General features: G+C 51.5%; 16 protein-coding genes. 9 read left to right on the forward strand and 7 right to left on the reverse strand.

The genetic code is table 11. The features are described 5' to 3' along the window. The first annotated feature begins 15 nt into the window (after nt 1–15). The 9 genes from CIG75_RS18530 to CIG75_RS18575 all read left to right on the forward strand — a co-directional run bounded on the left by CIG75_RS18530 (nt 16) and on the right by CIG75_RS18575 (nt 13,000). Nucleotides 16–1,284, forward strand: a complete 1,269-nt coding sequence (locus tag CIG75_RS18530; protein ID WP_157729643.1) for an MFS transporter — start codon at nt 16–18, stop codon at nt 1,282–1,284. A 232-nt stretch (nt 1,285–1,516) separates the two neighbouring features. Continuing rightward, the gene (locus CIG75_RS18540; protein WP_157729644.1) at nt 1,517–2,464 is read left to right on the forward strand and encodes an alpha/beta hydrolase; all 948 of its coding nucleotides are present in this window, start codon (nt 1,517–1,519) and stop codon (nt 2,462–2,464) included. A gap of 63 nt (nt 2,465–2,527) precedes the next feature. Next, entirely contained in the window at nt 2,528–3,202 is a 675-nt protein-coding gene (locus tag CIG75_RS18545; protein ID WP_094237966.1) for a response regulator transcription factor, read from the forward strand. Further along, nucleotides 3,199–4,563, forward strand: coding sequence for a sensor histidine kinase (locus tag CIG75_RS18550; RefSeq protein WP_094237967.1), 1,365 nt, complete (start codon nt 3,199–3,201; stop codon nt 4,561–4,563). The genes CIG75_RS18545 and CIG75_RS18550 overlap by 4 nt, the downstream gene beginning before the upstream one ends. A gap of 73 nt (nt 4,564–4,636) precedes the next feature. Then, entirely contained in the window at nt 4,637–7,741 is a 3,105-nt protein-coding gene (locus CIG75_RS18555; protein ID WP_094237968.1) for an efflux RND transporter permease subunit, read from the forward strand. A gap of 209 nt (nt 7,742–7,950) precedes the next feature. Continuing rightward, on the forward strand, nt 7,951–8,841 hold the full coding sequence (locus CIG75_RS18560; protein ID WP_172844483.1) for a LysR family transcriptional regulator: 891 nt from the start codon (nt 7,951–7,953) through the stop codon (nt 8,839–8,841). A 20-nt stretch (nt 8,842–8,861) separates the two neighbouring features. Then, a complete protein-coding gene (locus CIG75_RS18565; protein ID WP_094237970.1) occupies nt 8,862–10,049 on the forward strand; it encodes an MFS transporter in 1,188 nt (395 codons plus the stop codon). Between the two features lie 157 nt (nt 10,050–10,206). Continuing rightward, complete coding sequence (locus CIG75_RS18570) at nt 10,207–10,779, forward strand: TetR/AcrR family transcriptional regulator (protein ID WP_094237971.1); 573 nt, start codon at nt 10,207–10,209, stop codon at nt 10,777–10,779. A 121-nt stretch (nt 10,780–10,900) separates the two neighbouring features. Further along, nucleotides 10,901–13,000, forward strand: coding sequence for an MMPL family transporter (locus tag CIG75_RS18575; RefSeq protein ID WP_094237972.1), 2,100 nt, complete (start codon nt 10,901–10,903; stop codon nt 12,998–13,000). Between the two features lie 73 nt (nt 13,001–13,073). Here the strand turns inward: CIG75_RS18575 and CIG75_RS18580 are convergent, their stop codons facing one another. From CIG75_RS18580 to CIG75_RS18615, 7 genes are all read right to left on the reverse strand, one after another. Then, the gene (locus CIG75_RS18580; protein ID WP_094237973.1) at nt 13,074–13,673 is read right to left on the reverse strand and encodes a class I SAM-dependent methyltransferase; all 600 of its coding nucleotides are present in this window, start codon (nt 13,671–13,673) and stop codon (nt 13,074–13,076) included. A gap of 633 nt (nt 13,674–14,306) precedes the next feature. Beyond that, nucleotides 14,307–14,567, reverse strand: a complete 261-nt coding sequence (locus CIG75_RS18590; protein WP_094237975.1) for a helix-turn-helix domain-containing protein — start codon at nt 14,565–14,567, stop codon at nt 14,307–14,309. 304 nt (nt 14,568–14,871) lie between these two features. Beyond that, nucleotides 14,872–16,053, reverse strand: a complete 1,182-nt coding sequence (locus CIG75_RS18595) for a helix-turn-helix domain-containing protein (protein WP_094237976.1) — start codon at nt 16,051–16,053, stop codon at nt 14,872–14,874. Nucleotides 16,054–16,495: 442 nt separating this feature from the next. Continuing rightward, nucleotides 16,496–17,761 (reverse strand): MFS transporter, encoded by a 1,266-nt coding sequence (locus CIG75_RS18600; protein WP_094237977.1) that lies wholly within the window; start codon nt 17,759–17,761, stop codon nt 16,496–16,498. 3 nt (nt 17,762–17,764) lie between these two features. Then, a complete protein-coding gene (locus CIG75_RS18605; protein WP_094237978.1) occupies nt 17,765–17,980 on the reverse strand; it encodes a hypothetical protein in 216 nt (71 codons plus the stop codon). 204 nt (nt 17,981–18,184) lie between these two features. After that, complete coding sequence (locus tag CIG75_RS18610; protein WP_094237979.1) at nt 18,185–18,898, reverse strand: TerC family protein; 714 nt, start codon at nt 18,896–18,898, stop codon at nt 18,185–18,187. Between the two features lie 164 nt (nt 18,899–19,062). Further along, complete coding sequence (locus CIG75_RS18615) at nt 19,063–19,884, reverse strand: SPL family radical SAM protein (RefSeq protein WP_094237980.1); 822 nt, start codon at nt 19,882–19,884, stop codon at nt 19,063–19,065. Between the last annotated feature and the right edge of the window lie 30 nt (nt 19,885–19,914).

Consider the following 19,914-nt stretch of genomic DNA (forward strand, 5'->3'; position numbering starts at 1 on the left):
ATTGGAATGTTCCCAATGTCCTCACTTTCTGCTGGATTGGGCAGCCTATTTAGCAACCGGAATTTTCGAAATCTTTGGTTTGGACAGACTATCTCCTCTTTCGGCGATGTCGTGTACAGCATTTCGATTTCGTGGTACGTGTTTGAACAAACAGGCTCGTCCATGCATGTGGCACTATTACTCGTTGCAACCTTTTTGCCTGAAGTGATCTTTGGCATGTTCCTCGGAGCCCTTGCTGACCGCTGGAATCGGAAGTTGCTGATGCAGATCGCAGATCTGTTTCAATTTACAGCAACCGCTTTGCTTGCCCTCTCCTTTTGGTTCGGCACATTTGCACTGTGGCAGATCTATCTGGTATCGATTTGCTTATCGCTAGGAAAGTCACTTTTCTCCAGCTCACTCACTGCATGGCTACCTGAAATCGTTGAAAAGGAGCAGTTGCTGCGCGCCAATTCTCTCATGTCTACATCCAAGCAGGTCAACCGCTTGTTCGGCGCAACGGTCGGAGGGATCCTGATCGCTTGGGCGGGCGCTATTGTCACAATTGCGATCGATTCACTTACCTTTTTGGTCTCCTTGGGATTTCTCATGATGGTACGGTACCGAGTGAGTGAATCACTCGATCGGAAGACATCTGACACCTCGATTTGGGCCGATATCAAGGTAGGCCTCCGCTGGATGAGCAAGCAGCCGATCATCCTCCTGCTCGTCGTGATCGGGATGATCAGCAATGTGGCACTCGGGCCGACCAACGTGCTACCCCCGATGTATATTCAGGTGGAAATGCAGTCGGATGCCAGTGCGTTGGGTTTGTTCGATGCTGCGATCGGACTTGGTTTATTACTCGGCGGTATTTTGATCGGTGTAGTTTCCCCGCAAAGAATTGGCAGATGGTTTATCGGCGGTCTCGGAATACAGGGGCTAGGCATGATGCTCGTAGCACTAGCTCCTGCGCTGCCAGTCGCTTGCATCGGTAACTTCTGTATCGGCTTTGCGGTGATGATGTCAGCCTTGCCACTCGGAACGCTGATTCAAGTGCTGACACCTTCTGCCATGCGAGGTCGGGTTGGTAGCGTAATGTCGATCGGTCTATCCTTGGCCATCCCGATCACTTACGGGGGGATTGGCGTTTTGGCTGCGCAGATCGGATCGAGAATGACGTATGTCCTTGGCGGTGGTCTCTTGCTAAGCTGCGTACTGCTAGGCATCCTCAACCCGCGATTGCGAGGCTACAGCCTAAACCAAGCTCCTGTCTCTACTCCAACCGTTGAACAAAGCGCCTAAAGGACATCTCATACGGGATGTCCTTTTTTTGTGTACACTATTTTTGAAACTTGTGAACCTTTTCCAGATCTCAAACGTACTATCTTTGAACTCATCTGTCTGTTTCTAAACGCCCGCAAGCATGTCCATAATCGCTGGTTTTGGGCATCTGAGGATTGATTCAATGCCCGTTTCCGACGCTGTTCTACCTGTTGTTCGCCCGAAAAATATTTCGCAAAAGGAAGTGACGTTCATGCCCGCACATGAAGTGACCATACCTAGCACCTTTCCGCTTCAAGGCACGCTCAACATACCGCACCACAGCTCAGACCTGCTTCCCGCCATCCTCTTTCTGCACGGGTCCGGCCCGATCGACCGCAATTCGGATGCGCCAGGCCTGCCGATCAATTTGTTCAAACAGCTTGCTGAACACGCGGCCCGCATCGGATTTGCCTCGCTCCGCTATGACAAGCGCGGGATCGGCGCCAGCGGAGGCGATTACCACGCGGCAGGGATGTACGATCTAGTCGATGACGCGGTGGCTGCCGTCCGCTTTTTGAAAAACCAACCGGGCATCGACCCGGAGCGCATCTACGTGCTCGGCCACAGCGAAGGCGCGATTCTCGCCCCGCAATTGTTCGAGCGTGAAGCGGTCAAAGGGCTGCTCCTCCTCTCCGGCATCGCCGAATCGCTGAAAGTCACCGTCGCTCGCCAAAATGACATGGCCTTCACCGAACTTGCCAAGATGTCCGGATGGAAGGGCTTCCTGATCCGCCTGTTCAAAGTGGCCGACAAAGGACGCAAAGATAGCGACAAGACGGTCGCAAAGCTTACCAACTCCACGACCGACACGATCCGCATCAAAGGGGTCAAAGTAAACGCCAAGTGGTTCCGCGAACATTACGCGTATGATATTTGCAATACCTTGCCCCATGTGAGCTGCCCGACGCTGGTCGTCACTGGAAGCAAAGACATCCAAGTCCTGCCCGAGCACGCCGAAACGATCGCTTCTCTCGTCTCCGGCCCGAGCGAATGGCATCTCATCCCCGACCTCCACCACCTCCTGCGCAAAGATGCGGGGGAACCATCGATGCTCGGCCTGAAAGCAACGTACAAAAAAGCGGTGCAACTGCCGATCGACAAAGAGCTGCTCGACCTGATCAACGATTGGCTACAACGCCAAGAACGAGCGGAGTCATAGAGTGTAAAACGAAGCCTTCGGGCTTCTTTTTTGTTATCATGATCTCGAAAGGTGGGACCACCCATGATCAAAATTCTCATCACCGATGATGATCCGCACATTCGCGAACTGATAAAACACTATTTGCAAAAAGCGGGCTTTCACACGCTCGAAGCGCAAAACGGCGTCGAAGCGTTGCGGCTCGTGGAACAAGAGCTTCCCGATCTGATCGTGCTCGACATCATGATGCCGCAGATGGACGGATACGAATTTTGCCACACGATCAAACAGGAGTATGACCTGCCGATCCTCATGGTCACCGCCAAAAGCGAATCGGAGCAAAAAATCAAAGGCTTTCAGCTCGGCACCGACGACTATCTCGTCAAGCCGTTCGACCCGCTGGAGTTGGTCATGCGGGTCAAGGCGCTGCTCAAGCGCTACCGTATCAACGCCTCGCAAACGCTTCGCATCGGCGATGTGCAAATCGACAGCTTGACCTATGAAGTGGTCAGCTCCGATCAACGTATCGCCTTGCCGCCCAAAGAGTTTGAACTGCTCTACAAACTGGCCGGGTACCCTGGGCAGATTTTTACGCGAGCGCAGTTGATCGAAAGCATCTGGGGGCTGGACTATGAGGGCGATGACCGCACGGTCGATGTCCATGTCAAGCGGCTTCGCGAACGGTTGCAGCCCTTGGTGACCGCTTTTAAAATCTCGACGGTGCGCGGACTTGGCTACCGCTTGGAGGTCAACTCATGATCAAGTCGCTCTACCTGCGCATCGTGCTCACGTTCATCGGGGTCGTGCTCGTCAGTCTGATCGCTACCTTCTTCATCTCCCTCTACCTGTTCCAAACTGAAGCGCTCGAAATGGTGCAAGAAGACATGACCAAAGTCGGCAAACAGGTGATCCGCCTCTTTGATACGCAAAGCCCAAAAGATGTAGACTCGTTCTTCCGCAACATGTCTGTGCTCAACGACTATTGGCTCGTGCTCTACCACGAACAGGGCGGCAAGCGTTTCTTCGCCCCTTACCCGACCAAAGATCGACCCGAAATCGACCAAAGTGTGGTCAGCAAAGTGCTGCAAGGCGGCGTATATCGCAGTTCGCTGGAGGGCAAAGTGAATTTCGAGAAAATTTTGGTCGGAATGCCGCTGCAAATCGACGGTAAGCGTTACGCCCTGTTTGTCCAGCCCGCTTCTGGCAAACAGGCGCAGGAGGCGCACTACTACCTACTCATCGTGCTGTCGACCATTCTCGGCATCGGCTCGTTGCTCATCTTGGTCTCGTCGCGCTTGCTCGTCCGCCCGCTCAAACAGATGACGACTGCGACGAACCGGCTCGCCACTGGCGATTTTGATGTGCGCATCAAGTATCGGCGCAAAGACGAACTCGGCACGTTGGCCAATAGTTTCAACCACATGGCACAAGAGTTACAACAGCTTGAACAAATGCGCCAAGACTTCGTCTCCAACGTCTCGCATGAGATCCAATCGCCGCTGACTTCGATTCGCGGTTTTTCCAAAGCGCTGCAAGATGGTGAGCTGTCACCAGAAGACCAAAAGCGTTACCTGCAGATCATTTCCGATGAGAGCGAGCGCATCTCGCGCCTCAGTGAAAATCTGCTCCGCCTCGCCTCTTTGGAATCGGAGCACTATCCGTTCCACCCGATACCGTGCCGACTCGATGAAAGCATCCGCCAAGCGGTGATCGCGGCCGAGCCGCAATGGTCCGCCAAAGAACTGAACATCGAACTGCTCCTGCATCCTGTGACGCTTCCCGTCGATGTCGATCAGCTCAGCCAAGTCTGGACCAACCTGCTCGCCAACGCGATCAAATACACCCCGCCCGGCGGTACGATCCGCATCGAGTTGCGCCTGCAAGAAAACGCCGTCACCGTCGCTTTTTCCGACACGGGAAGCGGAATCTCCGCCGCCGATCTGTCCAAAATCTTCGAACGCTTCTATAAGGCTGATAAATCGCGCGACCGCGCGCTCGGTGGGAATGGTCTGGGTCTTGCCATCGTCAAAAAAATCATTGCGATCCACGGCGGCAAGATCAGCGTCAAAAGCCAACTGGAGATCGGCACCACGTTCGAGATCGACTTCCCACGAATTTGATGTTGTTCATATTCAGTTCACATAGACACACTATGCTTACCTCAGTTAAGCAAAGAAAGGGGTAAGCATTTTGATGAGTGGAATTACCAAACTCAGTTTGAAACATACGGTCGCCGTCAGCATCCTCTGTGTGCTGATTCTGATCGGCGGGCTGTTCTCGACCAGCCAAATCAAAATCGAAACCTTCCCCGACGTCACCTTCCCAGGCTTGCTCGTGCAAGCGATCTATCCTGGCGAAGCGGCGGCCGACGTGGAAAAGGAAATCACCAACCCGATCGAAAAGTCGCTCCTCGCCATGCAGGGGACCGACGGGATCACCTCCAATTCAGCCGAAAACGCATCGACCATCTTTATCTCCTACCCGTTCGGTACCGATATGACCGACATGACGAGCAAGGTGGAAGAGGCGATCGCCAAAATCAAACTGCCCGATCGCGCGGATGTCAACGTCATCCGCATGTCGGGCAACTCGATGCCCGTCTACCAAGTGGCAGTCTCTGGCTCCAACGCGACCGAGCTGCAAAACTTGTTCGAAAAAAGCGTGATGCCCGAACTCAAACAGATCAATGGCGTTGCTAATGCCGCGCTCAAAGGCGCTCAGGTCACCGAACTGCAAGTGGTGGTTGACCAAGACAAAGCCCAAGCGCACGGCCTAACGCTTGCCGCTATCAAAGATGGGATCCAAGCCAAAGAGTACTCGCTCCCGCTCGGCAATGTAGAGAGCGCTGGCAACTCGATCCCCGTGCGCCTGACTGGCGACCTCAACAGTGTCGATGAGTTAAAAAAACTCAAGCTCGCCGCAGGTCAATCTGCGTCCGTACCGCAAGGAATTCCCGGTCAAACACCGAATCTGCAGGGCGGTCAAGGACAAACTGCCGTGCAGACGGCGCCGGTACTACTACAAGATGTGGCCACCATCTCCGAAGTGACCACCCAATCGGAAATCACGCGCTTCAACGGCCAGCCCTCGCTGACCATCGAAGTGCAAAAGACGCAAGACGCCAACACTGCCGAAGTGGTCACCAAAGTCAAAGATGTTCTGAGCAAATGGCAAGCGGAGAAAGATCTCACCTTCCATGTCATCTTTGACCAAGGGGCGGAAGTGGAAAAATCGGTCTCTGCGCTGATCCGTGAAGGTCTGCTCGGCGCCATGTTCACCGTCCTGATCATCTTGCTCTTCCTGCGCAGTGTGCGGGCGACACTGATCTCGATTCTGTCCCTGCCGCTGTCAATCATGGGTACGATCTTCGTGCTCAACCAGTTCGGCTACACGCTGAACATCATGACGCTCGGCGGTTTGGCTGTCGCGATCGGCCGCATCGTCGATGACTCGATCGTCGTCATCGAAAACATCTACCGCTGGCGTCAGGAAAAAGGCGACACGATGAGCGGCAAAGCGCTCGCTTACCACGCGACCAAAGAAGTAACTGGCGCCGTCGCTTCCTCGACGTTTGCCACGGTGGTCGTGTTCGCACCGCTCGCCTTGGTGTCTGGCATCATCGGCGAATTTTTCCGCCCGTTCGCCATCGCCGTCGTCACCTCGATTCTCTTCTCGTTGCTCGTCTCGCTGGTCTTGATCCCAGTGCTCGGGAGCACGTTCTTCAAAAAGATCAAGCTGGAGCATAAAGAAGGCAAGATCACGCAAGGGTTTGAAAAACTGCTTCGCGCTTCCCTGCGCAAAAAAGGTCTCGTCATCAGCCTGACCGTCGTTCTGCTGGTCGGCTCGCTGGCGATGATTCCAGTGCTCGGCGTCTCCTTCCTGCCGCAAGGAGAAGGCAAGCAGATCCAAGCGACGATGAAGCTTCCGAACGGCACCTCGCTGGAACGCACCGATGAGGTCGCCAAGAAGGTCGAAGCTTACCTGAAAGACCAAAAAGGCATCGAGTACAGCCAAGTCTCGATCTCCTCAGGCACGTCGCTCAATCTCCACGAAATGGGCAGCACGCCGAACGAAGCAAACTTTACGATCCATCTGCAAGATGACGTGTCCTTGTCTGACATGATCGATACGACGAAAAAAGAGTTGACCGCACTGGTCCAAGAAGTTGAGAAAAACGCTGAAATCACCGTCAAGGAAAGCCAAGACCAAGGCGGCCCACCGTCTGGGAACAACATCAACATTCAACTGTATGGGCAAGACTTGACGGCGCTTGGCAAAGCGGCGACTCAAGTCGAAGAAGCGCTGAAACAAAACCCGGATTTGAAAGATGTCACCAACAACATGAACGAACAGCGCCCAAAATGGGGCATCACGTTGAACAAAGCGGGTGAAGACGCAGGAGTCAGCGGATATGTGCTGATGGCGGCCGTCTCCGAACAACTGCGCCCCGTCGCAGTCGGCAACTACGAATTGGGTGGCAAGACCTGGGAGGTCACCTTGAAATATTCGGAGGCGATCACGACCCAAGAGCAGTTGGCAGCCGTCAAACTGCCGACCGCAGCAGGTGTGAAAACGCTGGGCGAAATCGCCGACATCAAGGTCGAAGAAACTCCGGTCGCCATCCCGCATCAAGATGGCAAAGTGTATGCGAGCCTCACCGCCAACATCAAAGGCTCCGACACAGCAAAAGTGACCAACGCTGTGTTGGCCGACCTCGACATGATGACCTTGCCGGATGGGGTCACCCATGAGACGGGTGGCGGACTGGAAATGATCACCGAAGGCTTTACCGATCTAGGCATGGCGATGGTTGCAGCCGTCTTCCTCGTCTTCCTGATCTTGAGCATCACCTTTGGCGGCTTGAAAACGCCGCTGGTCATTCTGTCCTCGCTCCTGTTCGTGCCAATCGGTGCCCTCGGTTCCCTGCTCATCACTGGCGAACCGCTGTCGATGAGCGGCATGATCGGTCTGCTCATGCTGATCGGGATCGTCGTCACCAACGCGGTCGTCCTGCTTGACCGCGTCGAGAAAAACCGTGATGCAGGCGTAGAAATGACCGAAGCGGTCGTCGAAGCGGCCAAAACGCGCCTGCGTCCGATCGTGATGACGGCGCTGGCTACCATCTTCGCGCTGCTTCCGCTCAGCCTGTCGCAAGAACAGGCGGGTCTGATCTCGAAAGGTCTGGCCCTCACCGTCATCGGTGGCTTGACCACCTCCACCTTCCTCACCCTGCTGTTCGTGCCTGTCCTGTACAGCATGGTGACGAAAAAACGCAAACCGCGCATCGAAGAGTTTTAAGCGACGATGTGCCACTCCCCGAGCTGTCAGTGGATCAACTTCCACTGACAGCTTTTTTTTGTGGGCTCATCTCGCGTCCTCCGCTGTGATTCGACCTGTTCTTTTTTACCAGTCTTGTTATAATGGTCTTAACTATCTTTTCTCTATCAATCAAATCTGATTTTATGATAGATAAATATCAGCACACCTATAGAAGAGGAGGGGACGCGGTGACGCTGTTGCAATTTCAGGTGTTTGTGACGGTGATCGAATCGAAGAGCTTTACCAAAGCGAGCGAGCAGTTGGGGCTTTCGCAGTCGGCCGTTTCACAGACGATCTCTGCGTTGGAAGGAACGCTTGGCGTAATGTTGCTCAATCGGAGTCGCAGTGGGATCACACCGACCAAAATCGGAGAGCATATGTTGATGCATGTCCGGGAGATTTTACGTCGAACGATGTTAATTAAACAAGAAGCGGACGCCTTGCGGGGACTGGAGGTCGGGACACTGCGCATCGGGTCGATCCCTGGCATCGCGTCCAAGCTCCTGCCAAAGATCATCGGGACGTATGCAAGCCGTTTTCCGGGGATTGAACTGATCGTGTCGGAAGGCAGCCAAGAGGAGGTCACCAACTGGGTCTTCCATTCGGTCGTCGATTTGGGCCTGCTTCCACTGCCGATCGAAGGGGTGGGCAGCTTCCCTTTGATCCAAGACCACCTACAAGTGTTCCTGACACCACACCACCCTTTGCAACAGCAAGCGTCACTGAGCATCGAGCAGTTGGCAAACGAACCACTCATCCTCCCGAAGTACAGCTGTGTCGGGCAGGTTCGCGAACAGTTTGCGGCAGTCGGTCTGGTGCCACAGGTGTTGTTTGAAGTGCGTGATACGGCGACGATCCTCGCGATGGTACAAGAAGGCATCGGCGTGGCGGTGTTGCCCGAATTGAGCATTCCGACTAGTTTGCACCCAACGCCAGCTCTGCCGTTGCTGCCCGCTAGCCCACGTACGCTGGGGCTTGTCACGCGCTGTATTCAGACGGTGTCTCCTGCGGCTTCCAAGTTTGTCATCCATGCACAGGAGTACGTAAAGCAAGACTGTCCGCATCTACTTGCGGTGTAAGATGAGTGGGGGAACGAAAGATGAACACGAAAGGGGTACGCAACAATGTGTGGCTGATCTACGGCTACACGTTTGCGACCGGATTGTTTTTTGACCGCGCGCTGTGGGTCTTGTTTTTGGTGGAACGCGGAATGAATATGGCACAGGTCGGCTTGTTGGAATCGCTGTTGCACTTTGCGATCCTGTTTTTTGAAGTGCCGACCGGGATTGTTGCCGATCTATACGGGCGGCGAAAGAGCATGTTGATCGGAACGTTTATTTCACTGTTCTACGCCCTGTTCATGATGATCTCGGGCAATTTCTTCACCTTCACGCTCGCCTTCTCCCTGATGGGACTCGCGATCACGTTCAAGTCGGGCGCTTCACAGGCTCTGCTCTATGAAACGTTGCAGGCGGGCGGCAAGGAAAGCAGTTATACGAAGATCACGGGCAATGAGACCGCCTTGTTTCTGCTTTCGCTGTCGATCGCACAATGGACGGGCGGATTGATGGCCGGGCTGAGCTGGAATTTGGTCTATTCCTCGATCATCGTCGCACAACTGCTCGCGATGGTGGTGGTCTGGTTTGTCAAAGAACCGGAGCGGGTAGCCGTGCCGGAGGAGAAAAAGACTACCTTGCAATTGTGGAAGGGGCAGTTTGTGGACACGCTCTCGATCTGGAAAAAGGAGCCTTCCCTGCACCGTCCGGTCATACTGTTCATCTCGGTGGTGACGGTCATGACGGTCGTGATCTTCTACGCGCAAGAGTATTTGAAACGGCAAGGCTTTTCGACAGGCGAGATCGGATTTATTTTCATGGCCGAATCACTGCTCGGTGCGGCGGCGGCCAAACTGGCGCATCGCGTCGAGGAAAAGATTCAATTTTCCAAGCTGTTTCAAGTGATCTATTTTGGGTTTTTGCTATTTTTGATCATCTTTGCTGTCGTCAACGGTTGGGTGTCCGTGCTGCTGCTGTACGCGATGGGGATGCTGAGCACCGGACTGGAGCCGATCTTCAACAATTTTGTGCAGGCCAAATTGACCGCCCAAGTGCGGGCGACCTTCTTCTCGCTGATCTCGCTTTTGACTTCGTTTGGGATCATGCTGATCTTTCCGCTCTTCGGAGCGGTCGTTGATAGTATCGGGTTTGTGTACTCGTTTATCGGCCTCGCCGTTTTGTTGGTCTTGATGCGAGTTGTACTGATGAACAGGGGACCGCGCGCTGCGTAACGGGCAGCGCGTTGCTTTTTGCAAGCGACAGGCGACAGGCAGCGCGCACGCCTGTCGCTTTTGTTTTTTCTATCACCTAGGCACCAACATGCCTGATACAGCCACCTTTCGTGTTACACTGATGGGACAGATTATTTTTGGTTAATGAGGTGAACCGATGGCACGTGAAAGAAAGTTCACGACAGATCAATTATTTCAGGAAGTGAAACAGCTCCTGCTACAACACAAATATGAAGGATTCCATTTTGGATTGCTGGCCGAGCGCCTCGAAGTCTCGCGTGGCACCCTTTACAAATACTATGAGAACAAGGAAGAGCTGATCTCCGATTTCATGATTTATGAGATGGAGTTGATGCTCGGTGAAATCAAGCTGATCGAAAACCACACCGGATTTACTGCACAATTCGATTACTTGATGCAGGTGATTTTCCGACATAGCATGATTCATCAAATTCTCGGGATGATCCATCAACTTCCGGTCAGTTCCAATCCGAAAGTGATCGCCAACAAAAAAAAGATGGACGAGTCCCATCTCAGCCTCTATCAACTCTTGCAACGCTTTATCGACTTAGGCCGCCAAGAAAAAATCCTCAAGGACGATCTGCCTGACGGACTCTTGTTGGGGATCATTTTTCAAACGATCAATCTCCCCAATCATTTTGGGATCGCACAGGACGAGTGGCTGCGCTCCATCAAGGAGATTTTGCGTCACGGAATGTTCACAAAATGATAATTGACACTTGTGTCACCTAAGGAAGATAATAAGGGTGACACCAGTGTCATTTTTGTATGGAGTGAGTATTGAGGGCCCTCGATTGCAACTCTGGTTCAAAATGAGAGGCGGATATCAAATGAAAAACGTATTGCGCAAAGTGACCGATTTTACTGCAACAAAAAAAGGGATGTGGATCACACTCAGTCTCTGGTTCGTGATGACGATGTTGCTGGCTCTGTTTGCGCCAGGAGCCAAGGAGTACGAAGTTTCCAGCATTGATTCGTTACCGCAAGATGCCCAATCGGTCATCGCCCAAATGAAAGTCGATCAGAATTTTGAAGGTACGGAAGATGTGCCTGCCTTACTCGTGTTTCAGTCCAACGCAGGCGAGCTGAAAGCGGACGAACTGTCTGCCCTGCTGAACGAGATACGCGGTGCCTCGATCGTCGGACTAAAGGAAGTGCTGTCCATTGATGGATTACCGCCCCAAGCGGTCGCCAGCTTTTTCTCAGATGACAAGACGACAGCTGTCATCCCCGTCCGTTTCGATTCTGGACTGGAAAGCAAGCAATTGGACGAAAAGCTGACCCAAATCAAAGACATCGCCGATCAGTCCTCGTCGCTGGCGATGTATGTCACGGGTCCTGCTGGCATTGCTGTCGATTCGTTAAACCTCTTCTCCCGAGCGGATGTCGTATTGCTGTTGTCTACCGTCGGCCTGATCCTGATCTTGTTGATCGTGATCTACCGTTCGCCACTGCTGGCCTTGATCCCACTGCTTGCGGCGGCCTTTGTCTATGAAGTGGTCAATCAGTTGTTAGGGCTGTTTGGGAAAGCCGGACTGGAACTGAGCAAGCAGTCCTTGTCGATCATGTCCATCCTGCTATTTGCGGCGATTATCGACTATTCACTCTTTGTATTTTCCCGATTCCGTGAAGAATTGAAACAGCATGAGAACAAGTTCGATGCGATGAAATGGGCGATGCGCGAAACGGGGCTTCCGGTCTTTTTCTCCGGCGGTACCGTCTTGGTGGCGATGCTCCTCTTGTTTTTTGCAGAGTATGGAGATTATCGCAACTTCGCCCCGATTTTCGGTACGACGATGTTCGTAATTATGCTGGCCTCGGTGACTTTGGTGCCTGCCTTATTCACACTGTTTGGCCGTAAGTCGTTCTGGCCGAAAATCCCGAGAGTCGGCGACCAACAGATTTCCCCGAACTCCGTCTGGTCAAAAGTGGGGCGCATGGTCACAAAGAAACCGATCATCTCCGCACTGTCCATTCTGATTCTGCTGGTCCTTTCGGCCAGCAATCTGTTCAATCTGTCGTATGAATTCGATACGATCAAATCATTCCCGAACGACATGCCCTCGCGCGTCGGCTATGAAATTCTGGAAGACAAGTTTGAAAAGGGCGATCTGGCCCCAACCACCGTCCTGTTCGAATCTGAGCGCGCCCTGTCCCAAGCCGAGCAAGAGAGTTTGCGCGACACGCTTTCCGCACAGCCCTTGGTCAACAACGTTCGGTTGAGCGAGCTGTCTCCGAATGAAAAAGTGGTCCGCTACAGTCTGACCTTCACCGAAAGCCCTTATGCGATCGAATCGATGGACGCGCTTGAAAACATGCGTGAGGAGTCGGGCGCACTGGTCCAAGCGAGCGGACTGGAAGGAACGCTCTATTTTGCCGGAGAGACGGCGACAAAAGTGGATGATCGGGCGGTCAACAACCGCGACCTGTTGGTGATGGTTCTGCTTGAGTCCATCCTGATCTTCCTGTTGCTGATCGCGATGACTCGTTCGGTGAAAATGCCGATTTATATGATCGGTACGATCTTGCTGTCCTTCCTGTCTGCCGTCGGGCTTGGACTTTTCCTGACCGACCTTCTATTTGACATCGAAGCGGTCAGCAACCGAGTTCCGCTGTACACGTTCGTGTTCCTGGTCGCGCTCGGGATCGACTACAACATCATCCTGATCTCCAGATTCATGGAGGAGCGGCGAAAACATCCGGTCAAAAAAGCGGTCGAACTTGCGGTCGCCTCGACGGGCGGTGTGATCTCATCGGCAGGTTTCCTGCTGGCTGCGACGTTTGCTGTGCTGATGACCCAGCCGATTCAAGTCTTGTTCGTGTTTGGATTTATCGTGGCGATCGGCATTCTGCTCGATACCTTCCTGATCCGCGGAATCCTGTTGCCAGCCTTGATCGTCATGTTTGAGAAAGACAAACCGGCGCGCTAAGCGCAGGAGCGGTTCTCCGCGCCAAATGAAACGCAGTCGAAAAAAGGGAAGCCCGTGACAGGCTTCCCTTTTCTTATTGCTTTTGCGCCAAAAGCTGGATCACGTGGGACAGACCTTGGTGACCCGTCCCTTCCTCGCGAACCACTTCGCCCATGAAAAAGTGGACAATCTTCCAATCGGCAAACGCTTGCAACAGATCCTCCGCTTGGTACAGCAACGCCTCATCTTTCGGTCCACCGCTCTTGTAGGGCAGTTGATACTTCGAATAGACTTCGGTCAGATAGTACCCGCCCGGTTTGACCGCCGTTTTCACGCCTTGCAAGGTGCGATTCCGCAATGCTTCCGGGAAATGACCAAAGATGCAGACGATGCCGTCCCACTGTGCGGGCTGCCAAACGGCGTTGCTGAGATCGACCCATTCGGTCGCGACCGCAACGTTGCGCTCGGCGGCGAGCTGTTTCGTTTTTTGAAGGCCCGATTCCGCCAAGTCCCAAGTGGTGACGCGATGCCCTTGCTCAGCGAGGAAGACGGCGTTGCGCCCCTCGCCTTCCGCGATGGCCAGCCACTTGCCCTCCGCTGGTAGTCGATGGGCGATCGAGGCCAGAAAAGCGTTGGGCTCTTTGCCAAACACATAATCGGCGGTGTTGAAGCGCTCATGCCAGTGGTTGTTCATCATTCGTTTCCTCCTTTGACTCGACCAGATCGTAGACGGCGACGTCCGGCAGGCACTGGATGCACCCATGGTGGTACAACGACTACAGGGCCCACCTCTCCCCAAATAGAGAAAAACGCTACGCTGTGTTTCCAGCCTAGCTTATTTTTGACAACCATACAATCTTGGATGCGGTGGCATCACATTGGCCATCATCGGCAGTGCTGCTCGGGACGGGCAGTTTGCTCTTGGCTTTATTCAATTGCTCCAAGCTGTATTAACCTGCGTGGGGTTGCCTCCTAACGGTTTTCAAAACCGCCCCGTATTGCTTCGTACCAGTCTATGATCTATTTGAGCTCTACCACTTTTTTCTTACAATTGGTAGTAAGCTAGTGACTACTAATAAGATCAAAGTATAAGCGCCATAATTGTGATAGGTACCTGTCCTAACATCTGAGGTTAAAGTGCATGAAAATAGAGACAGCTGCATACTTACTGTCTGCCCCTCGCTGCCGGTCCATAGCGAATGTATGACTTCCACTTGCTCAAAAAAGAGGAAAAACAAACCAATCGTTACTAATGCTAAAAGGAAATTGATATATCGCAACATATTTATACCCCCTCTGTAGAATGAAAGTAAGAATGCGCGATGATCTACAGATCACCGCGCTTTTGTTGCAGAGCCATCTTGTATTTACTTGAATTCTCCAGCTCGAAGTTGACCTCTTTTACAAGATATTCAAGTGGAACTTCGAGCCGCGCTGCGAGTGCAACCAAGATTTTGTATGACGGACGAGCTCGATCAGATTCGATCTGGGACACCATTGACGGAGTGCAAAGACCTTTCGCCAGTTCGATTTGCGTGAGACCTGTTTTCAAACGTATTTCCCTAATTCGTTGCCCAAGAGAATGCATAACACCCACCTCCAAGATGTGTTCGTCCTATCAAAACAATAAACCACCTCGTAAAATCTGAGGTGGTTTATCGTTCAAATTTTTGGTCGTCTTTTAATCGGTGACAATTGTCACTTCAGATGAGTGACAATAAAAGGCCCCTCATAATGAATGTACGAGGGACGAAAGAATTAATACACTGGAAGATAAACGATTCCTGGCGGTTGTGGGGGTTTCGTTTCAGCGGTTATGTTCATTTTTGTTGAACCGAAAACGAAGGTTGCAACTAGGATTAATCCTACTCCCAAAAGCATTTTTCTTTTCATCAGAATCCCCTCTCATTCATAAATTCACTCTTCGTATTTGAAAATATGCGACTTCTTTCATAGTAACTCATGGCTGTTTCTGCGTCATTCTTCAAAAAATAAAATTCCATGAGGCACTTACAAGCATAGAAACGTACCGAACGAGAAAATTCATCACTTCTGCTTACGCTGGCTGCGTACGAAGGATCGTCTTTCGCGACCGTATACATGATCTGTAGTTTGCCCCAGTATTCTGGATACTGCTTGGTCAAACTAGCGTATTCTTCGATCAATTGGATAGCTGTGGTGTAATCTTTAAGTTGAATTAGAGACTTCACGTATTCCTTGATGATTAAAGCCAAAGTGTCCTCAAAAGACTCTGCAAAATGCATTGCTTCAGAAAGCAATTTAGCAGATTCCGTATAGTTCCTTATTATATATTCGTAATGCGCGGCATTTAGAAGAGCAATCGCAATTTGCTCATTGCTATCGATCTGTTTAAAAAACTCTAAGGACTTGTAAGCATGTTCCATTGCTTTTTGAATGTTACCTCGGTCCTCTTGCATGATCATTCTTGTGTATTGTGCCATAGCAAGTGTTTCAGCATCATCTACAAAAACAGTTTCGACCATTTGAAGTAACTCATGACAACTGCTGTATTCCTTAAAAATGGTATAACATAACATAAGACTGGCTGTTACTAGATGAAGTAGCCTTTTTTCTTTATATTGTTCGTTCAGTTTCTTGGCGTAATCCATCGCACTAGTCCAAACATTGTAAGCCTTCTCGTATTCGCCTTGCGAATAATAGATTCTACCAAGGTTATTCAGACTGAAACCTCGTTCAGTTGAGCCTAAAGCCATCTCGACCAACTCTTCAGCGAATGCAGTATTACGAATATACATGGGCTTTGTTCGATTATCCGAGTTAAAGAACGCTTCTAGTTCTTGTTGTTGTTTATAAGTATCCATTTGTTTTAGACGAGCCACTGAGACCCCTAACCCATTTGCAATTTCCTCGACTTCAGAAGGAGAAACGGGTCGTTCAGCAACAAGAATCAAACGTAACGTCTCACGACTCATATGTAGCCGAGAGGAAAAACCACGTATGGTTTCCCCTTTTTCGTACATGATCTCTATAATTCTCCGAAGCAGATTGACATTTTCCATTTCGGAAACCATTTTATGTTCAGACGTGCTCACCTATATCCCCTCCGTGAACAATATATGTCATTTTGTAAACAAGTAATCAATTACCAATATTTTTAATTATAACTACGAAGTAGAAATTAGTCTATCAATTGTAACATTTGTTTGAATATACTACCTATTATTTTGTTACGATCAAAAACGACATTTCATTAAATTTTTATTTACTCCCCAAACCTTTCTCCATGCTTATCGAGACTAGTTAAGTAAGTCACGCACTTCAAAATAAAAAGCCGTTGCTAACGCAACCGCATCAAATTGCAGACAAATGCCCTTCTTGCCAGAAAACAAGAAGGGCATTTCAGCGTGTAGTCAAAGTACCTTTCTGTACGAGGTCTACACGCTGAGACCACCACAATAAAATTGCGATAGCTTTCTAGAACTTAGTTGATACGAGTTGAGTGTCATGCAATTATGTCAAAACTCCAAGTGACAATCAAAGCCCCTTGAGATCCTTTTTCGCAAGTAGAATCCCTTGTGCTTTAGAGGATGACATCCCGTTCACCTGTTTGCGTTTGACCATGACATACCCGAGGATCAACAAACTGCTGAGGGCAAGCCCGTTTAAGATCGTTTGAATGCCAAACCAGTCGGTCATCACTCCAACCGGGAAGGACGCCATTTGCGCCGCTGATACTACAGCACTTTGCACCCCCATCACTTTCCCCATATGCTGGTCGGGAGTGGTCGTTTGTAGCGCATTGCTGATGACAATCCCGCCAATCGAAGCCACCGCACCACGAATGGCGAGCGCGATGCAATCGATCCATAAGTAGGGCGAGGCGGCGATCGCCCATGTGGTCAGACATAAGGCCAGCGTATTGAAGATCAAGGTCGCGAGAACATTTTGTTTGAAATACTTTTCGAATGTCCCACATAGCACCGAACCGATCACATATCCAATTCCCAATGAGGAGTTCAACCAGCCAGCAGTTTCCACACCAAGGTGGAGCAGTTTGTCAGAGATTGATGGAAACAGATAGTCGATCCGGCCCAAAGCGATAAACAGGAAGTTGAGAATGACCATCGTCAGGAGCACCCGATGCAGCCGGAATGCTTCACCCGCATTTTTTAGTTCGGAAAACAAAGTAGGTTGGACACTGACGTTCTGGATTTTGTCTGGAATCTTCATCTGCCAGATCGCATAGAGGATGGCCGAAAAGCTCAAGAAGTTTAGATAGAACACCATTTTGTATCCAAACAGCGCAACCAAAGTCGATCCGATCACCGGACCTGCAAACATCGCCAATTGAAAAGTCGCGTTGTAAACCGACAATGCTTTCGACAACTGCTCAGGCGGAACGATGTTTGGAACGATCGAACGGCGAGCTGGAAGATCAAGACCGATCAATAATCCATATAAAAAATTGATGGTGTAGTACAGGTAGAGATCCATCACGTTCATCGTGATGAACACGGCGAGCAGCAAGGTCAAAAACGCTTGCATCCCCTGCGTGAAAAACAGCAACTTGCGTCGGTTAAACCGATCGGCAAGGATACCGCCTAACAACATGAACAGAATGTTCGGCACCGCTTGCACAAAAATGAGCATGGAAACGTCGGTCGCTGATTCATTGAAGGAGAAAACATACCATTGTTCTGCGTACAACTGCGCCCACGTGCCAAGGTTGGAAACGATCAAACCAAGCCAAAGCAGTCGAAAATCACGAATCTTCAAGACGGAAAACATATTGGATGCCATTTGCTACACCTCTTGCAGAGCAGGCTTTCTGTCGTCATCCGCTAAGAAAACCATCTCTTCTAGTATCCAGACCGCATCAACCACTTGGGCATGATGACAACACTCACCGATCGCAAGGTGCGCAAGTGCATCTTCCGTCACGTAGGTCATCATTTGATAAGTGCCATTCAGAACTGGCCACTCTGTTGCAAGGCTCCCTGCCCTACCACTCCCTTGCATGATCGATCACCTCTTCTCTGCTATATAACCACAGCATCGTCATATTTCCCGATTATAAATGAGGATACGGTTTTCGTTGATACTCTTTTACATCTCATCTTAGATAGGATACTCATGATTACCTTGTATTGTCAATTATGTAAATTGATATTATTTATGATTTTATATAGTTTGGTTTCCTTCATCTTTCTTAAAATGCCAGACTCATCTGAGCCTGGCATCATCATACTTTTTACTTCTGGAAAAAGGCACGCTGACCACGCGATTTTGCCTTTTCCAGCCGTAGAGCAGGAAGCTCGCGATGAGCAACCACGGGATCAACGCGTCCGCCTGTGCGAGATGTGTGGAGAGGAAGAGCCCGACGACCAGATCTTGCCGCACCATTTCCCATGCCGTATACCCTAAAAATGCGGCAGCCGCAGAGATCACAAATGGGAAGCGCTCCATCAGCCGCGTCACAAAATCGGCGCTGAACATGATCACCGGAACTGAAACGGCAAACCCGATCGCGATCAACAGCAGGTTGTCACCCGCGACGGCCGCGACGGCGACCGTGTTGTCGATGCTCATCACGAGGTCGGCGAGCATGATCGTTTTCACGGCACCCCACAGTCCAGACTGCGGATCGCGCAGCCCAGTCTCATTCTGCTCTTGGCGAAGCAGCCCGATCGCGATGTAGACGAGCAAAAGTCCGCCCACCGCCTGCAGAAAGGGAATCTCCAGCAACTGCGCCGCCACAAAGGTCAAACCAACTTTCAACACCACCGTCCCCATGCTGCCCCACCAAAACGCTTTTTTCTGCAGTTGAGCGGGCAAGTTCCAGCAGACAAGAGCGATCAGCAAGGCGTTATCACAGCTTAGAACGATGTTGATCAGAATCAGTTTGATCAGTTCTCCGGCAAACGGCTCTGCGAACATCAGGACATACACCTCCGGCTTGACAGTCGTAACTATCTCTAATGTATGTACGCCGCGGACAACTAGAGCCCATTTGCGAAAAAGAACCTACATGATCTCGCGCACTCCTCGGGGTATCAGATCAGGACAACCCAACTAGCCAAAGCTTCGCAGGGAAGCTTTGGCTAGTTGGGAAGAAATCCTAGTTGGGAGCGAAAGAGTTGCTCGGGTGGAAATTCCTGTTGCAGTTGTTGCCAGACGCGCAGGTAGGCAGTTCGGTCGTACCAGTCATTGAGATCCGCTTCCCGGTAGAGGTCTTGGATACCCAACCGCTCGGTGCGCCTGCCCCCGCTACCATCTCCCATGAAGTAGTCGTCGAGGCAGACGCGGGTGACGATGCCCGCCAGCGTGCGGGCGAAGTTGTCACTGCACGGCAAGACGGGCGCGATCGCCGCTTGGACGGGGAGCCCAGCATCGGCGATCGTTTGCAACGCTTGGAGCCTTGCTCGAATCGGCGGGGCTTTCGGTGCGAACAGCCTGCGGATCTCGTCGCGGTCCGTTTCGACGGTGATCGAGATGCGAATGCGGTCTTTCAATTGTGCAAAGAGGTCGAGGTCGCGAGTGACGAGCGGACTGCGCGTTTGGACAAACAGGAAGTCGGGCGGCTCCTCCACCATCGTTTCGAGCAAACCGCGAGTGACTTTTTCCTGCGCTTCGAGCGGTTGGTACGGGTCGGTGCTGGAGGACATAAAGATGGTGACCGGACCTTTTTTCTTGGCGCTTTGCAGTTCCTTTTTTAGCTTGGTGGCCGCTTCCGTCTTCACGTCGATCCAAGTGCCCCACTCTTCGCCCCGAAACAACGCCACTGGCATCTGGCGCACATAGCAGTAGGAACAGGCATATGAACAGCCTGTGTACGGGTTGAGCGTGTGGCTGTACCCGCTGAGAAATCCGCTGGCCGGATTGAGCAGTCGGGACGGCTTTTTGTGGGTGATCGTCAGTTTCATCTCGCACCTCCCCTCATGTGATGTCAAGCG

Source organism: Tumebacillus algifaecis, from assembly GCF_002243515.1.
In the GTDB taxonomy this organism is placed as follows: Bacteria; Bacillota; Bacilli; order Tumebacillales; family Tumebacillaceae; genus Tumebacillus_A; species Tumebacillus_A algifaecis.

Coding starts and splice junctions, on each gene's coding strand:
- CIG75_RS18530 (WP_157729643.1), top strand. CDS start 16: ATGTCCTCACTTTCTGCTGGATTGGGCAGCCTATTTAGCAACCGGAAT.
- CIG75_RS18540 (WP_157729644.1), top strand. CDS start 1,517: ATGCCCGCACATGAAGTGACCATACCTAGCACCTTTCCGCTTCAAGGC.
- CIG75_RS18545 (WP_094237966.1), top strand. CDS start 2,528: ATGATCAAAATTCTCATCACCGATGATGATCCGCACATTCGCGAACTG.
- CIG75_RS18550 (WP_094237967.1), top strand. CDS start 3,199: ATGATCAAGTCGCTCTACCTGCGCATCGTGCTCACGTTCATCGGGGTC.
- CIG75_RS18555 (WP_094237968.1), top strand. CDS start 4,637: ATGAGTGGAATTACCAAACTCAGTTTGAAACATACGGTCGCCGTCAGC.
- CIG75_RS18565 (WP_094237970.1), top strand. CDS start 8,862: ATGAACACGAAAGGGGTACGCAACAATGTGTGGCTGATCTACGGCTAC.
- CIG75_RS18570 (WP_094237971.1), top strand. CDS start 10,207: ATGGCACGTGAAAGAAAGTTCACGACAGATCAATTATTTCAGGAAGTG.
- CIG75_RS18575 (WP_094237972.1), top strand. CDS start 10,901: ATGAAAAACGTATTGCGCAAAGTGACCGATTTTACTGCAACAAAAAAA.
- CIG75_RS18580 (WP_094237973.1), bottom strand. CDS start 13,673: ATGAACAACCACTGGCATGAGCGCTTCAACACCGCCGATTATGTGTTT.
- CIG75_RS18590 (WP_094237975.1), bottom strand. CDS start 14,567: ATGCATTCTCTTGGGCAACGAATTAGGGAAATACGTTTGAAAACAGGT.
- CIG75_RS18600 (WP_094237977.1), bottom strand. CDS start 17,761: ATGGCATCCAATATGTTTTCCGTCTTGAAGATTCGTGATTTTCGACTG.
- CIG75_RS18605 (WP_094237978.1), bottom strand. CDS start 17,980: ATGCAAGGGAGTGGTAGGGCAGGGAGCCTTGCAACAGAGTGGCCAGTT.
- CIG75_RS18610 (WP_094237979.1), bottom strand. CDS start 18,898: ATGTTCGCAGAGCCGTTTGCCGGAGAACTGATCAAACTGATTCTGATC.
- CIG75_RS18615 (WP_094237980.1), bottom strand. CDS start 19,884: ATGAAACTGACGATCACCCACAAAAAGCCGTCCCGACTGCTCAATCCG.